The 17,299-nt window shown below is 36.5% G+C and carries 12 protein-coding genes; 10 read left to right on the top strand and 2 right to left on the bottom strand.

What is annotated here, in order from left to right; genetic code table 11:
• Positions 1–85: 85 nt before the first annotated feature.
• The 8 genes from DVK85_RS11990 to DVK85_RS12025 all read left to right on the top strand — a co-directional run bounded on the left by DVK85_RS11990 (position 86) and on the right by DVK85_RS12025 (position 5,975).
• Entirely contained in the window at positions 86–688 is a 603-nt protein-coding gene (locus DVK85_RS11990) for an LUD domain-containing protein (protein WP_114678666.1), read from the top strand.
• Between the two features lies 1 nt (position 689).
• Positions 690–1,499: a phosphatidate cytidylyltransferase gene (locus DVK85_RS11995; protein ID WP_114678667.1), complete on the top strand. Its 810-nt coding sequence runs from the start codon at positions 690–692 to the stop codon at positions 1,497–1,499.
• Positions 1,489–2,142, top strand: a complete 654-nt coding sequence (locus DVK85_RS12000) for a phosphatidylserine decarboxylase family protein (RefSeq protein ID WP_114678668.1) — start codon at positions 1,489–1,491, stop codon at positions 2,140–2,142. Before DVK85_RS11995 ends, DVK85_RS12000 begins: the two co-directional genes overlap by 11 nt.
• Entirely contained in the window at positions 2,143–2,406 is a 264-nt protein-coding gene (locus DVK85_RS12005) for an acyl-CoA-binding protein (protein ID WP_114678669.1), read from the top strand.
• A gap of 135 nt (positions 2,407–2,541) precedes the next feature.
• On the top strand, positions 2,542–3,189 hold the full coding sequence (locus DVK85_RS12010; protein ID WP_240339597.1) for a superoxide dismutase: 648 nt from the start codon (positions 2,542–2,544) through the stop codon (positions 3,187–3,189).
• 112 nt (positions 3,190–3,301) lie between these two features.
• The gene (locus tag DVK85_RS12015) at positions 3,302–4,387 is read left to right on the top strand and encodes an RHS repeat domain-containing protein (protein ID WP_114678671.1); all 1,086 of its coding nucleotides are present in this window, start codon (positions 3,302–3,304) and stop codon (positions 4,385–4,387) included.
• Positions 4,388–4,544: 157 nt separating this feature from the next.
• Positions 4,545–5,147 carry a TetR/AcrR family transcriptional regulator gene (locus DVK85_RS12020; RefSeq protein ID WP_114678672.1) on the top strand — a complete coding sequence of 201 codons (603 nt, stop codon included), beginning with the start codon at positions 4,545–4,547 and terminating at the stop codon, positions 5,145–5,147.
• Between the two features lie 66 nt (positions 5,148–5,213).
• The gene (locus DVK85_RS12025; RefSeq protein WP_240339593.1) at positions 5,214–5,975 is read left to right on the top strand and encodes a peroxiredoxin-like family protein; all 762 of its coding nucleotides are present in this window, start codon (positions 5,214–5,216) and stop codon (positions 5,973–5,975) included.
• Between the two features lie 101 nt (positions 5,976–6,076).
• Here the strand turns inward: DVK85_RS12025 and DVK85_RS12030 are convergent, their stop codons facing one another.
• The gene (locus tag DVK85_RS12030) at positions 6,077–8,707 is read right to left on the bottom strand and encodes a valine--tRNA ligase (protein ID WP_114678673.1); all 2,631 of its coding nucleotides are present in this window, start codon (positions 8,705–8,707) and stop codon (positions 6,077–6,079) included.
• A gap of 159 nt (positions 8,708–8,866) precedes the next feature.
• On the opposite strand from DVK85_RS12030, the gene DVK85_RS12035 reads away from it, so the two are divergent.
• Both DVK85_RS12035 and DVK85_RS12040 read left to right on the top strand, forming a co-directional pair.
• Entirely contained in the window at positions 8,867–9,295 is a 429-nt protein-coding gene (locus tag DVK85_RS12035) for a DUF1573 domain-containing protein (protein ID WP_114678674.1), read from the top strand.
• Between the two features lie 157 nt (positions 9,296–9,452).
• Positions 9,453–10,646, top strand: coding sequence for a pyridoxal phosphate-dependent aminotransferase (locus tag DVK85_RS12040; protein ID WP_114678675.1), 1,194 nt, complete (start codon positions 9,453–9,455; stop codon positions 10,644–10,646).
• Positions 10,647–10,783: 137 nt separating this feature from the next.
• Here the strand turns inward: DVK85_RS12040 and DVK85_RS12045 are convergent, their stop codons facing one another.
• Complete coding sequence (locus tag DVK85_RS12045; protein WP_114678676.1) at positions 10,784–16,996, bottom strand: T9SS type B sorting domain-containing protein; 6,213 nt, start codon at positions 16,994–16,996, stop codon at positions 10,784–10,786.
• Between the last annotated feature and the right edge of the window lie 303 nt (positions 16,997–17,299).

The following is a 17,299-nucleotide window of genomic DNA, read 5'->3' on the forward strand; positions in this document are numbered from 1 at the left end:
AAAATCTTAATTCAATTCTATAATTGAATTAAGATTTTTTTATCTTTGGGTTACTTCTATATAAAATAAGGGAATTTAATACTATATGAGTCTTTTCAAAAAAATTTTTGGCGGCGCGAGTGATGTAACAAATGAAGAAAAAAATTTGGAGTCAAGTCCTTTTCTCCCTGAAGAGCAAACACCTACTGATGAGATGTTTATGTCTAACTTCAAGAAAAACGGGGGTAAATTTCTTTATTGTGATAACTTAACAGAAGTACATGAACAGTTTTTAAACATTCTTGAAGAAAACGATTGGTTTGAATGTGAAGCTTTATGTTACGAGCCAAAGTTATGCAGTCTTTTAGACGAAAACAAACTAGTGCATAACAAGCCTAATAATCCTAAATTTATACTCGCAGGATGTGAAAACCTTGTGGCAGATGAAGGTTCGATACTTTTATCATCCAATCAAATAAAACAAAACAAGCCCAATGAGTTACCCGCAAATATTGTAATATTTGCAACCACAAGTCAAATTGTAACAACTAAAAGTGATGGACTTAGGGTAATAAAACACAAGTATAATAAAGAATACCCTACTAACATTACCACTATTAAATATTTTGAAAAAGTAAAAGACGAAGATTTCCTACACTATGGCAGTTCTGCAAAAAATCTTTACCTTTTATTGCTAGAAGACCTATAATATGAATGAAAGCATAATAAGAGCGCTTTCGGGCATTATATATATTATACTGCTTTTAGCAGCTACCCTTTACTCGCCTATTAGTTTTGAAATACTATTTGGCATCTTCTTAATCATAGCTATAATAGAATTTTGTCGTTTAGTAAAGCTAAATGTTATTATACCCATGTGCATGGCTATAGTAGGGTTTATAATTTTCGGTTACTTTATTAACAATAACCCAACAAATAATATATTACTTAATGTAGCATCTATATTTGTGGTAATACCATTACTTATTGCTCTTTTTAAAAAAGGTGTTCCTGTACAGCGCGACAAAATTGGTAAACTTGTAGTTGTTACAGGCTATGTAATTATACCTTTTTTACTCATTATAAAACTACCTTTCATCGAAGGAGAGTATAACCCTTATATAATAGTAGGAATGTTTATTTTAATGTGGACTAATGATACTTTTGCTTATATTGTAGGCAAATCATTAGGTAAACATAAACTATATGAACGTATTTCGCCTAAAAAAACCATCGAAGGCTTTGCTGGTGGGTTAGTATTCACCGTTATTGCAAGCTACATCATTAGTCAGTATTATCTATTTCTATCACCTATGGTATGGATAGGAACTGCAGTAATACTAGTTGTTTTTGGTAGTTTGGGCGATTTAGTAGAATCACATTTTAAAAGAGTTGCTGGTGTAAAAGATAGCGGCAACATAATGCCTGGACATGGCGGAATATTAGACCGATTGGATAGCATCATATTTGCTATACCTTTCTTATTTTTGTATTATCAAATTATAAATTATGTTTCATAAAGAAGGAGCCAAAATTATTATTGTTACTCTACTAGTAACTTTAGTAGCCGTTATTACGGCAGATATGTATATCGAAAATCTATGGCTTTTAAAGACCATACAAGTTGCTGCATTTGTATTCCTAATACTAGTATTACAGTTTTTTAGAAATCCTAAACGCGTGGTAACAATAGCCGACCATCATATAATAGCTCCTGTAGATGGTAAAGTTGTGGTAATAGAAGAAGTTTATGAGCCTGAATACTTTAAAGATAAAAGATTACAGGTATCTATATTTATGTCACCTATTAATGTACACGTAACACGATATGCACTTAGTGGACTTATAAAATTTAGTAAATATCACCCTGGTAAATATCTAGTAGCTTGGCACCCAAAGGCAAGTGAAGAAAACGAGCGTACTACAGTGGTAATAGAAAATCACTTTTTTGGCGAAATACTATACCGTCAAATAGCAGGTGCATTAGCAAGACGTATTGTAAACTATGCCAAAGAAGGCATGGAAGTAGTACAAGGAACTGATGCTGGATTTATAAAATTTGGTTCGCGTGTAGATTTATTTTTGCCTCTCGGTACAGAGATAAAAGTAAATTTAAACGATAAAGCTATAGGAGGAAAAACAATAATCGCAATAAAAGAATAGATGCAGGAAAAGGATCTCGATACCCTTTTTCTAGAAGCTTATGAAAAAGCATCTAACATGACAGAGGCATTACCGCCCGATGTTATGTTAAGAATATATGCTTATTATAAGCAGGCAACAAAAGGAAAAGAACAGATAAGACAATTTCAAACTTTTGACCTAAGAGATGGTTTTAAAATGAATGCTTGGATGCAGGTAAAGCACTTATCGGCAGATGAAGCAAAGAAATTATATATCGAAATTATTAACTCGGTACTAAAATAAAAGATAATTATGAAAAAGATAAAAATTTTCATTTCGGCACTAGTAGTAATAGTATCATTACAATCATGTAAAGAAAAAAATAATTTAACAGAGGTTGTAGAAGTACCAGAAGCTCTGCAAGAAGAAGCTCCTGTAATGGGTAACCCAGATGACGTAAAGACTGAAGATGGTCCTTTTCAAGTAGCTAAATTAGGTTATGCTTATGATGCGCTTACACCACATGTTGATGCAAAAACCATGGAGCTACACTACTCTAAACACTACTTAGGTTATACTAACAAGCTAAATAAAGCTATAAAAGGTACTGATCTAGAAAATAAAACCATAGAAGAGCTATTAGCTGGTCTTGATATGAAGAACACCAATGTAAGAAACAATGGTGGTGGTTATTATAACCATACCCTGTTTTGGGAAGTTATGAGTCCTAATGGTGGTGGCGAGCCAAAAGGTACTCTTGCAGAAGCAATAACTAAAGATTTTGGGTCATTTGAAAATTTTAAAAATCAATTTTCTGATGCCGCTGCAAAACAATTCGGTTCGGGTTGGGCATGGCTTGTTGTCGATAAGACAGGAAAACTTATAATAGGCGATACACCTAACCAAGATAATCCATTAATGCCAAATGTAGGTATTGCAGGTAAGCCTGTACTTGCATTAGATGTATGGGAACATGCTTATTACTTAAACTATCAAAATAAAAGACCCGATTATATTGAAGCATTTTATAATGTAATAAACTGGGATGTTGTTGCCAAAAAATATGATGCTGCAATAGCTAAATAAAAATATATCTTGGTATAAAGAATAATCCGCTTATAAGGCGGATTTTCTTTTATATAGTGTTGTCCGTTTGAAAAAAAAAGCAGATTTTTGGAATACTTAACTATAACTTAAAATGAAATACATATATCCGTTTGCAGCAATAGTATTATTACTAACTGCTTGTAATGACAAAGAGGTTAAACCACTCGATAGAACTACTACAGACTGGGCTTTTTATAAGCTAGAAGGCAATGTTAAATCTATTTCGATAAAATCGAATGAAGTAATGAATAGCAGCCTAGAATTAGGGAAGACGAAACATGAAAACTCTACTGGGCATAATACAGAACTTCAGTTTAATGAAGAAGGTATGCTGATACTAGAAAAAAAATCAAATAACAAAGGTGGTCCGTATGAACAAATTACCTACAATGGTAAAGAACAAAAATTACAACAAATACAGTATGTGAATAACGCCCCTGGAATTAAAACAGAATTTTCTTGGGATGAAACAGGGCAACATAATACAGCTATTAATCGAAAAAACCCTGATAATAGCCAGATTGACCGTAAAACAATGAAATATGAAAAAGGAAAACTAGTAGAGAAAATAACATATAACCTGCAAGACAACCCTATAGATAGAGTAGTTTATGTATATGACAAAAATGGTAACATTACTGATGAGAATCTTTATTTGGGTACTGAATTTGTCCAAATAAAAAATGTATATACATACAACGACAAAAACAAAAAAGAATCAGAAATAAGATATGATAAAGACTCTAATATAATTTATAGTACAAAATATGAATACGATGGTGATAATCTTATAGCTAAAGAACTTACGAATGGAAATGGAGAAACAGAATATTCAGAAAAAATGAGCTATAATACAAAAGGTGATCTTGAAATGAAAGTAACTGTTGATAACTTTGATAGTACTGAAACTGTTGAGCGTTATCAGTATGATAATAACGGTAATAAAACATCTCGACATATAGAAAAAAACAATCAGCTCTATATGAAGATAAATTACACCTATGACGAAAAGAGTAATTTAACAAACCTAACTGTAATAGACAGTAGCCAAGTACCTGTAGATAATAGAACCTATACTTATACTTATGATGAAAAAGGCAACTGGACAGAAAAAGTAATTACTATAAACGATGAAAAAAAGTATATAGAAAAAAGAAGTATTACATATTATAATTAATCTGATATTTTAGTATAAAATACTAGATTAATTAATTGATCAAAAACAGCGAGGCTTTAAAGCCTCGCTGTTTTTGTATATACGTTATATTAAACAAAACGCTAAATTTTACTTAAAAACATTCAGTACTGTATGTTTTTAATTTATATTTGAAATAATGGAGCAGAAATTAAAATCAGAACTAACAAAACAAATAATTATAGATAAGTCTTTCATGTTATTTTATGAAAATGGTTTTAAACCTACGAGTATTCTAGCTATAATGAAAGCTACAAACCTTACAAAAGGTGCCTTTTATCATCATTTTGAAGATAAAAGACAGGTTGGAATTACAGTGATAAGCCAAAAGTTACAGGAACGAGTTTATAATGCTATGATTACTCCTTTACATAACTCTGGTAATGCTGCTAAAATATTAGAAGATACTTTTCATAGAAGAATTAAATCTTTTTCATTGCTTGAAAAAAAACATGGTTGTCCGCTCAATAATTTAATAAATGAAATAGGAGATACCGAAAAAGCTTATCAATTGGCACTAAGAAAAATTATTGACGAATGGAAAACAGCAATAATAAACCTTATAGAAAGAGGAAAAAAAGAAGGCAGTATAAGAGAGTCTATAAATAGTACTGCAACTGCTACTTATTTAATAAGTGCATTTGAGGGAATAAGAGGTCTCAGAAAGTTATATGATAATGATACTATACTTGATGAATACCTTTTAGGGCTGAATTTTTACATTAAACAAATAAGTATTTAAACCGTTAGATTAAAAACTTTAAAAAATTGAACATTAAATAAAACAATAAATATAATTACAAAAAGTATGAAAAAAATTAGTTACGCATTATGTATTAGTACACTATTATTAATGAGTTGTAATACTTCTAAAAAAGACAATAACGAAACTATGGAAACAAAAGAGGAAACAGTAGAAAGAACTTTAAAAGCTAATTTAGATACTAAAAAAGCAAACTTTGAAGAAAAAGCATCAGATGAGAAAAAGAAAATATATGCCGAAGGAATACAGTCTGTAGTAGATAGTAAAATTGTTGAAAATGCTTTACAAGTTGGCGATACCGCAATGAATTTTACATTAAAAAACGCATCAAATGAAGAAGTGAATCTATATGATGAATTAGAAAAAGGTCCTGTCGTTTTAATGTGGTATCGTGGCGGATGGTGCCCTTATTGTAATCTAACATTGCAGTACATGCAACAATCATTGCCAGAATTTAAAGAGCAAGGAGCTAATTTACTAGCATTAACTCCTGAATTACCTGATAGTTCGATTTCTACAAAAGAAAAAAATGAACTAGAATTTCAGGTTTTAAGTGACATTGATAATAAAGTTGCAAAAGAGTATAAGGTTGTTTATAAATTAACTGATGACGTTGCTAAATCATACGAAAACAGCTTTGAATTAAGTAAGTATAACGGAAATGATGACGCCGAGTTACCTTTAGCTGCTACTTATGTAATAGGTAAAGATAAAGTAATAAAATATGCATTTTTAGATGCCGAATATAGAAATAGAGCAGAACCAAAAGATATAATAGCAGCCCTAAAAAAGCTGAACACTAAATAATTAAAATATTCTTCTTATAATTTTATAATTATAATAGAGTAATTAATAAAGGCTGCCATATGGCAGCCTTTATCTTTATCATGTAGACACTAATTTCTCTTTTAACTAAGACTCGCTAAACTTTGTTCTATTGTAGCAATTTTAGCCAGTGCATCGGCTTCTTTTTGTTTTTCTATAGCCACTACCTTTTCGGGTGCGCTATTTACAAACTTCTCGTTACTCAATTTCTTTTGTACCGATTGTAAGAAACCTTTATTATAGTTAAGCTCTTCTGTTAATTTGGCTATTTCCTCTTCTACATTAACTGCTCCCGCTACAGGTATAAAATATTCATTAGATTTTACCCTAAATGTCAACGCACCATTTACAGCTTCGTTTACATACTCTAATCCGTCTACATTACCTAGTTTAGTTATTATAGTATCAAAGTAATCTGTAGCTTTATCATTGTTTACAACCATAAGCGATATCGCATCTTTAAAGGCTATATTTTTATCCTTACGTATCGTTCTAATACCCGAAATTACTTCGGCAGCAACTTCAAAACCTGCAATAATATCATTATCTATTGCTTTAAGTTCTGGCCATTCAGAAATAATAAGCGCTTCATCTGGTGTTCTTTCAGCAATATATTGCCATATCTCTTCTGTAAGGAATGGCATAAACGGATGTAGTAACTTTAAGTTATTCTCTAGCATCTCGATAGCTTTCTCATAAGTAACTCTATCTATAGGCGCTTGGTAAGCAGGCTTTATCATCTCTAAGAACCAAGAACAGAAATCGTCCCAAACTAGCTTATAAATAGCCATTAATGCATCAGATATTCTGTATTTCTCAAAATGATCTTCAATCTCTGCAAGTGTTTTTTGCAACTTAGCTTCATACCAAGCTATAGCTTTTTTGCTATGGTCTGGCTGTGCTATATCGCTTACCTCCCACCCTTTTATAAGGCGGAATGCATTCCATATTTTATTAGAAAAGGCTTTACCTTGATTACAAAGCTCTTCGTCAAACATAATATCGTTACCTGCCGAAGCACTTAGTAACAAACCTACACGAACACCATCAGCACCAAATTTTTCAATTAAGTCAAGTGGGTCTGGTGAGTTACCTAACGATTTAGACATTTTTCGTCGTTGCTTATCACGAACTAGCCCTGTAAGATATACATTATTAAAAGGCTTTTCGCCTGTATATTCATATCCCGCAACAATCATACGAGCTACCCAAAAGAAAAGAATATCTGGTCCTGTAACAAGATCATTAGTAGGATAATAATATTTAAAATCTTCATTCTCAGGATTCGTTATACCCCCAAAAACAGCCATTGGCCACAACCATGATGAGAACCATGTGTCTAACGCATCAGCATCTTGTTTCAAGTCATTGGTAGTAAGTGTAGCATTGCCTGTTTTAGCTTTGGCTAATTCAAGTGCCTCCTCTTTAGTTTCGGCAACTACAAAGTCTTCTTTACCATCACCATAAAAGTAAGCAGGTATCTGCTGTCCCCACCACAATTGGCGAGATATGTTCCAGTCACGAATGTTCTCCATCCAATGACGATAGGTATTATCAAATCGTTTTGGGTATAGTTTTACTTCTTCAGTTTCCAAAACAGCCTTAATAGCAGGTTTGGCAAGTTCTTCCATCTTTAAAAACCATTGGTCAGAAAGCCTCGGTTCAATAACTGCTTTAGTCCTTTCAGATGTTCCCACCTTATTAATATGGATCTCAATCTTCTCCATATATCCAGCAGCTTCAAGCTCTTCAGATATTTCTTCACGAACTACAAAACGATCTTTACCCTCGTAGTGTAACCCAAAACTGTTTAGGGTAGCATCGTCATTAAAAATATCTATAATTTCAAGATTATGCCTTTCACCAAGTTCCTTATCATTAACATCGTGTGCTGGTGTCACCTTAAGACAACCTGTACCAAATTCTACATCAACATACTCATCAAATATAATAGGTATAACACGGTTAACTATAGGTACAATAGCCTTTTTACCTTTCAAGTGGCTATAACGTTCATCATTTGGGTTTATACAAATAGCTGAGTCACCTAATATCGTTTCAGGACGCGTAGTAGCTATAGTAAGGTAATCTTCACTACCCTCTATTTTATATTTTAAATAATATAATTTGCCTTGACGTTCTTCGTGGTTAACCTCTTCATCAGACAATGTTGTTTTTGCCTCCGGATCCCAGTTTACCATTCTGTAACCTCTGTATATCAAACCTTTGTTATACAAATCTACAAACGAACGGATTACTGATGCACTCATATCAGGATCCATAGTAAACTTAGTACGCTCCCAGTCGCACGATGCGCCTAGTTTTTTAAGCTGTTCTAGTATTACACCGCCATATTTATCTGTCCATTCCCAAGCGTGCTTTAAAAATTCATCGCGAGTAAGGTCATTTTTATTGATACCTTCTTGTTTTAGTTTTGCTACAACTTTTGCTTCAGTAGCTATAGATGCGTGGTCTGTACCCGGTACCCAGCAAGCATTAAAGCCTTTTAAACGAGCACGTCGTATAAGTACATCTTGAATTGTATTATTAAGCATATGCCCCATGTGCAATACCCCTGTTACGTTAGGTGGTGGTATTACTATAGTATAAGGCTCTCTATGGTCAGGCTCCGAATGGAAAAAGTTATTTTTCATCCAGTAATCATACCATTTTTGTTCTGCCGCTTTGGCATCAAATTGCGATGGAATTGTCATAATCTATTGGTCTATATTGTAATCCAAAAATCCGTAGTGTAATTTTTGTACTATTATATGCAAAAGTAACCATATAACTAGAATTTAAAAAAAAGACAGCTAATATTTGTACTTTAAATTAAAGACAGTATTTTTACGTAAACATTAAAAATTTAGGTTATGAAAAAAATTTTAGGTTTAGTAGCTGCTCTAATAATTAGTACTGCTGCATATGCCCAAAAAGGACCAAAAATTGAATTTAAGTCAGATACTGTTGACTATGGTACCGTATATAAAGGAGAAGATAGCGGTATACGCGAATTTGAATTCACCAATGCTGGAGATGAACCGCTTATTATAAAAGATGTAAAGTCTACTTGTGGGTGTACTATACCCTCTAAACCTAAAGATCCTATCATGCCAGGAAAAACTGGTAAAATAGAAATTAAATACAACATGAAGCCTGGACCTATCAGGAAAACAATAACACTAATGTCTAATGCTGTTAATTATGAAAATGGAACAGTAGCTATTAAAATAAAAGGAGAGGTAAAATCGCACGAAACGGTAAACATTCTCGAAAAGAAAAAAGCATTGCCAAACCAATAAAAAATTCAACTCAATAGTAAAAAGCCCATGTCTAGCATGGGCTTTTTATATTTATAACAATATATATTATTATAAATGAAATTTGACAATGTAAAAATTATAAAATATGTAAAAATTATTGCAAATTTGCGCAAATCATTTATAAAAGTTATACGTTATGCCTAAGGTATCTATAAAAGGGCAACAAATGCCTGAATCGCCTATACGAAAATTAGTTCCTTTTTCTGAAGCAGCTAAGCAAAAAGGCTTGAAAGTTTATCATCTTAACATTGGGCAACCCGATATTAAAACACCCGAAGCCGCACTTAATGCGGTAAAAAACAACATCCCTGAAATACTGGAATACAGTCATTCTGCAGGTTTTGAAAGTTATAGAGAAAAACTGGCAGATTATTATCAAAAACAAAATGTACAAGTTGATTCTGCAGATATAATCATAACCACAGGAGGCTCTGAAGCATTACTATTTGCAATGGGAAGTACTATGGATGCAGGCGACGAAATTATTATCCCTGAACCTTTTTACGCTAATTACAATGGTTTTTCGGTAGCATCAGGCATCAATGTAGTTCCTGTTATCTCTACAATCGAAAACGGTTTTGCCTTACCTCCTATTGCTGATTTTGAAAAACTCATAACTCCGAAAACAAAAGCAATACTTATATGTAACCCCGGTAACCCAACAGGGTATTTATATACAGAAGAAGAAATACAACAACTGGCAGAGCTAGTAAAAGAGCATGACCTTTTCCTTATTGCCGACGAAGTGTATCGTGAATTTACCTATGATGGTGATGAGCACTACTCTGTTATGAACGTGTCGGGTATAGAAGAGCATGCTATAATGATAGACTCGGTTTCAAAACGCTATAGTATGTGTGGCGCAAGAATAGGCTGTATTGTTTCTAAAAACAAAGCCGTGATGTCTGCTGCCATGAAGTTTGCACAAGCACGCTTAAGCCCTCCAACGTTAGCACAAATAGCAAGTGAAGCTGCACTCGATACTCCACAAGAATACTTTGATGAAGTAATTAAAGAATATAAAGATAGACGTGATACACTTATAAAAGGGCTTAGCGAAATAGAAGGTGTAAAAGTCGCCACACCAAAAGGAGCTTTTTATTGCATTGCAAAATTACCAGTAGATGATGCAGACAAATTTGCACAATGGCTACTTGAGAGTTTCGAATTTAACGGTGAAACCGTAATGGTAGCACCCGCAGCTGGATTTTACTCTTCTCCAAATGTAGGTACTACCGAAATACGTATTGCCTATGTATTAAAAAAAGAAGACCTAATACAATCTATAACTATTTTAAAAGAAGGTATAAAACAGTACAACAACAAATAAACTTCCTTTAAATTATATCATAAAAAAAGCCCAACTTTGAGTTGGGCTTTTTTTATGATATATTCTTTACAATAAAAAACGGCTGCAATTGGCAGCCGTTTTGTTTTTTTTGGTATTTAAAATCGAATTACAAGCTCTTATCTTTTCATTGCAAAGTGAGCTTTAAACTCTCTAGTTACAAACTCAGGAACTTCAACCATTTCCGGTTCTTCTGTATCAGGATTTATTACAATATTTCCGTCTGCGTCTCTCAGTGGCTTATAAGTTATTATTGTTTCCCCAAATGTTACGGTAAACCAGTAGTCATCTGCTGGCATTGGGCTTCCGTTATAAGTACCATCCCAGCCTTCTCCTTGTGAACTAATTTGTTTGATGAGTTTGCCATAACGGTCAAAGATATAGATCTCGGCTCCGCCTTGGCTTGATAAACCATAGATGTTCCAGTAATCATTATAACCATCACCATTTGGAGTGAAGAATCTCGGGTAGTCAATGATGCTTACATCACTTAGTGTCACAATATGTTGTGAACAAGCTCCAATATCTCTTATATGTACTTCATGTAATCCTGGGGCTACATCTATAAAGATGTTACTGTCTTGCCATGGTCCATAATCTAATTGATATTCATACGTACCATAACCTGTAGTGGTTACGGTAATGGTTTGATCATCACTAAAGGCATTACTCACTGCATAAGCAGTAAATGCTTGGCTTGCTGGTCCACTTTGTGTTACTGTTACAGGTTCAATAGGGTCGCTAATACAGCCTGTTGCGCTTATGGCTTCTACGGTGTAGCTTCCTACGGCCTCGGCGATATAAATGTTTTCTGTTGCTCCTGCTATAATTTCTCCGTTTAGGTACCATGTAAAGGTATGGGTGTCGTCTAGTCCGGTGTCCATTACTACGGGGTTAAGGACTTCGTTGGTGTCGTAGTCTACACAGATAACGCCTCCTTGAATAACGGGTTCTGGTATCGGCTCTACGTGTAGGTTTACGGTGGTGAGTTCATGACATCTACTAACGGTTGATATGTTGGTGACACGGATCCAGATGGTTTGGTCTTCTGGGGTGCTATTAACATAGGCCGTTGGGTTAGGTATCGGGTTTTCTTCGTTGATGGCTTCGGCTTCACTTTCGTAATAGGTGATACTGTAGTCAGTACTGCTTTGTCCGCCTAATACTTCGGGCTCCACTAGGGTTAGGTCAAATACGTGTTGACCGTTATTATCGCCATCGTAGTCGCACTCATCAAACACTATCGTGGTTGGGTTGGCTATGGCGGCTTCTTCTACGTAGAGCATCAATGGGGCTGTAGCAACACAGCCGGTATCATCGTTTTGTACCCATACTAAAATTTCTTGGGCGCCTTGTATGGCATTTTGATATAGGTTCGGTAAGAAGTCGTCTTCATCTGCATCGAGTGCGGCTTGGTCGAAGTAGAACCTGATGGTGTAATCGTCTGGGTCTACTGCATCACCTAGTATTGTCGTAATGTGATCGCTCAGTAGAAATTCATGGTAGCCATTGGTGTTTTGTTCACAGTAGGCAAATGGAGCGATGACACCGTTTTCTCCTAGTTCTGGTAATGGGTTTACGATGAGTTCTAACGGGAATACTCGGTAGCATACTTCGTCATTAGGGTTACCTGTGTTAGCCGCTACGCGTACCCAAATGGTGGCTGTTCCGCTTAAGTAGTTTGTAGGGTCTGGTATTGGGGTTACCCCTAGTTCCGCTTCTTCTTGGCTTTCATAGTAGCTAATTAGCGTGTTGTTGTCGTTATTCCTTATGTCTTGTTCGGCATCAGTTAGATTGAACATTACACCATCGGGTGCGTTGTTGTCATCACACATAACCAGTGGGTCTGGGTTTTCATTGGGTGTTGGTAACGGTAGCACTTTTATGGTTAGTGTGGTATAGCTTTTACAGCCTTGTGAGCTGGTTACTAATACATAGAGTGTTTGCGCATTATCCGTATTTGTATAGGCGGTAGCGTCGGGTACAGGAGTGCCTGCTTCTCGATCAGCTTCGCTTTCAAAGTACTCTACGGTATAGTCGAGTCCTACTCCAAATGGCCCTAGGATTTCATTGTCTTTTACGGTTAGGTCGAAGACTCTTATCCCATCATTTATTTGATCATCGTCTGAGAGTATTACGTCACATAGTGAGAGTATACTTGGCGTGGTTATCAATAGGGGTTGGTTAAGGAACAACTGGAAGCTGGTGATACCAAAGCAGCCGGTGGTGTTGTCTTCTACGCGTACCCAGATGGTTTGTTCATGATTGCCAGTGTATTCATTTGGTGTAATGATTATTGGGAATCCTTCTCGAGCAAAGGCTTCACTGGTGTGGTAGGTGATATCTAAGTCGCTATCTGGAAGGGCATCGTTGATGACTTGATTTTGTTGGGTTAAGTTAAACTTCGCTACTCCGTCTTGCCCGTTTTGATTTTGAGCGTCGTCACATTTGGTGATGTCTTCTAAGTCGGGTACTTGTGGTGAACCTACTACGGTTAGGCTAATTTCATAGACTTCTGAGTTGATACAGCCTGTTAGGGTGTTTTCTACGCGTACATAGATGTGGTCTAGGTAGGCTACTGCTGTTTGATAGTTGGTGATGTTCTGAATGGCGTTCAGGTTGTTTTGGGCGTCTAGGGCGGTTTCATGGAAGGTTACCGCTAGGTTTTGACCGCCATTTATCATCGCGTCTAATAGGGTGCTTAGGTCAAAGATGGCAATACCATTATCGTCTTCGTCACAGGTGGTGAGTAGTGAGTCGTCAATATTGTTGAGGTATAGTACGGGTAGGGGTTCTACGCGTACGTCTAGTAGTACGATGCGGTAACAACCGGTTGCTGCTGTGGTGACACGGACAAATAGGGTTTCTACGGCGCCGTTGTTTTGGTAGGCGGTGGTGTTTAACTCGGGGTTGTCGCCTAGCTCTGCCTCAGCGTAGCTGTGGTGGAAGGTGATGATCATACCGTTTTGGTCGTCTACGATGAATTCGTATTGGCTGGTAAGGTCAAATTCTTCTATTTCATCCCCGGGGTTGTTGACATCGCATAGGCTGTATGGGGCGGGGTTGTTGACTACGGGTAGTGGGTGGACGATGAGCTCTAGTGGTACGATGTCGTAACAGCCGGTTGTGGTGTTGGTGACGCGTACGTATAGTGTTGTTGTCCCACTGTTGTAGTTGGATGGGGTACTGATGGGGTTTTGTCCTAGCTCGGCTGCTGCCATAGTTTGGTAGTAGCCTACGCTGTATTGGGCTGGGTCCATTCCATCGAGTATTTCTTCGTCTTTGGTGCTTAGATCGAAGATGGTAACTCCATCGGTGTCGTCTAGTCCTGCATCACATAATGCGTAGTCGGTTGGGATGGCGGCATCTGGGATTGGGTGGACGATAAGGTCGAGTGTTACGATGTCGAAACATTCGGTTTGGGTTGATTGTACACGGATGTGTAGGGTTTGAACACCGCTAAAGGTTAGGTCTTGTAGGTTTTCGTAGTTTCCTGTGTTGGGAATTATGTTAGCAAAGTAGAAGGCATCTGCGTCGGTTTCATGGATGGTTACACTTACATCGCCGAGTAGGGTACTGATGTTTTGTAGTACGGGGTCGAGGTTGAAGTAGGCGTGTTGATCGTTGTTGATGTCGCATTCTTCTAGCGGTGCTGGTGCTGGTGCTATTGGTGCTGGTATGACTTCTAATGCTACGGGGATTACAATTGAGCATCCTGTAAGGTCTTCTACTACGTGGGCGTAGATGGTGCTTGTGGGTGCTGTGAAGGGTGATAGGATATAATCGGTACCGGCGGCTTCTGCGGCGGCTTGGGTTTCGTAATAGCTTATGGTGTAGCCTGAGGCGCCAAGGGTGATTTCGGCATCCATGGTGATGGTGTCAAATTCGCCTTCGCCGGGTACTTCTTCACAGGCGTAAAATGTACCTAGGGCTGGGTTGGTCGCTGGTAATGGGTTGACGATGATATCGAAACTGCTTACGCTACGGCAGCCGAAGCTACTGATCGCGGCGGCCCAGATGGTTTCTGGGGTGCCGGTGTTGGCGTAGGTGGTTGGATTCGGGATTGGGTTTGTTCCTGCTAAGGCATCGGCTTGGCTGGTGTAATATACTGCTGTTACATCGGGATCGTTGAAGGTTACTTCTGAATCGCGGGTGGTTAAATCAAAGGTTTCTACGCCTTCAGGATTGTTGTAGTCACATTGGGCATAGTCCGAGATAGTAGGGACAGTAGGACGTTCGTGAACGATAATATTAACTTCTTCTACGGAATAGCAGTTACTTGTTGTACCTGTTTCTTCTACTCGAATCCATATAAAGCCTGTTATTATAGAATGGTTAGTAGGATCTGTTATAACATTGGTTCCGAAATCGGCGCCTTCTTCTGTTTCGTGGTAGGTAACTGTAAGTCCTGTTTGACCATTGATTACTTCATCACCTGCTGGCGTTAAATCGAATACTGCTAAGCCATCGAAGTTATCGTCGCATTGCTCTAATGGCGTTGCTGGAAGTAAGGTGGGTCTAGTATCTATTTGAACATTAAACATATGTTCAGTTACACAACTTACAGGAGCTACACCTGAATCGGCATAGATATAAATATCCTGAGTAACTGTAATTTCATCTCCTGCGTTTAACATTGTTCCTGTTCCCGCAACATCTGTATAATAATTACCCTCTGATAATACTGGTAATATATAACTTTCACACGATGATAAGTCTGCTGGTGTATCTATAACAGGTTTTTGATATACTGTTATTGTAAAACTCTCTTCTGCAGTACAGTTGTTAGGTGATGTTCCACTCTCTGCATATACGTAAATAGTTTGTGTAGTAGTAATTAGGTCTCCTTCATTAAGCTGAGTCCCTGCTCCGTTAGGTTCAGTGTAATAGTTACCTGACTCTATTATTGCAGGTAAAGTATACCCAGGCTCACTACATACAAACTGGTCTTCAGGAACCTCTACTACAGGGTTAGGGCTAACTTCTAATTCAAAAGAAGTTACACCATAACAATCTTCATTATCGTTATTTGTAAGACGTGTATAAATTACAGTTGTCCCTACAACAGCAAGATAATTCTCAGGATCAGTAACTTCTCCTACATTATCTTCAGCATTTTCAAGTGTCTCATGATAAGTTACTGTATATATTGTAGGGTCTTGACCTGCAAATACATCAGTATCCTGAATTGTTAAATCAAACTCTTCATCTCCACTATCGTCAGAATCACAAATTTGCAAATCACCAGGTGTACCTGGTGTTGGTGCAGGGTTCCCTATAAGTTGAAATTCACGATATGTACCACAATCTGCATTAACATCTAATACTCTAACATACATAGTCTCACCTCCATTAGACTGGTAATTTTCTACGTTTGAGGCAGGAAAAATTTGTCCTATACCTTCGCTAGCTTCCTCTGCCGAATTATGAAAAGTAATATCATACAAAGCAGGATCAAGACCATTGAGTATATAATCATTATTTTGCGACAAATCAAAAGTATAAGGCGGAGTACCTACCGCACAAATAACAATATCTTCGGGATCATTAATAAGAATAGGATCTGGAGCTGTAATAGTTACTGATGCAGTTGCATCGGCTACACAACCTGGTTTATTTACTATAACGCTATATGTACCAGGCTCACTCACTACAAGTGACTGTCCCGTTTCTCCTGCTAATGGAGCACCATCTTGAAACCACTCATATGAAGTGGCGTCTTCAATAGTAGCTGTAATAGCAGCTGTATTACCTGGACATAATTCAAAGCCATCTCCTAAAGAAAGAGGGCATACAATATCACAGTTTGTGCTACCAGCACCTGCATCGCCTGTATTTGTTTGCGTAAGGTTTATTTGCCCAGGCTGATTACTAAAGTTAGTTATTAATATTACATAATACTGTCCTGTTATAGCATCTGGTATACTTACACTTTCAGTAGCTGAACCAGAATAACTACAATCAACCGTTGTACCATCATTTAAATTCGATGGACCATAAATTGGCGGTGGCCCACCAAAGGGACCCCATAGTATAAAATCAACATCAATACCATTACCAGTATTCGATGTTTGACTAAGTGTAAATTCAAGATCTCCACTCTCGCCTATCTGCATATAAAACCATGCGGGATTAGGCTCTGAACCTAAACAACCATAGCTGTCAGCAGCAGAATCAGGATCAGCTGGAGGACTATTGGTAGTATTATCAAATGTTAATGTACTACCTCCTGCACAAAACGGATCCATCTCTGGAGCTGTATTACTTTGCGCAAAAGTTGCAACGGTACTAAAAACAAGTAAAATTAAAACTAGGTACTTTTTATTATTCATTTCCTTATAGTTTTTTGAACGCGAAATTTACGTAAAATTGATATAATTAAAACATAAATACTTTAATATTTTTATTTTATAACAATTCAAATAGCTTTTCCCCTACCTGAATTTTAATAAACTTTTGTTTTTTATACATATTTCTATCTTTTTCCCTTAAAAGAGAAACTCGACATCAACATTAAGATAATGTAAAGTATTAGTATTCAAACGAAAAAATTACGTCTTAAGTACATAAATTAAAATCAACTTTTATAGTTATCTTTGCAAACTAATTTTTAATTCTAATAACTGAATATTATA

Origin of the sequence: Flavobacterium arcticum (genome assembly GCF_003344925.1) — a bacterium.
In the GTDB taxonomy this organism is placed as follows: domain Bacteria; phylum Bacteroidota; class Bacteroidia; order Flavobacteriales; family Flavobacteriaceae; genus Flavobacterium; species Flavobacterium arcticum.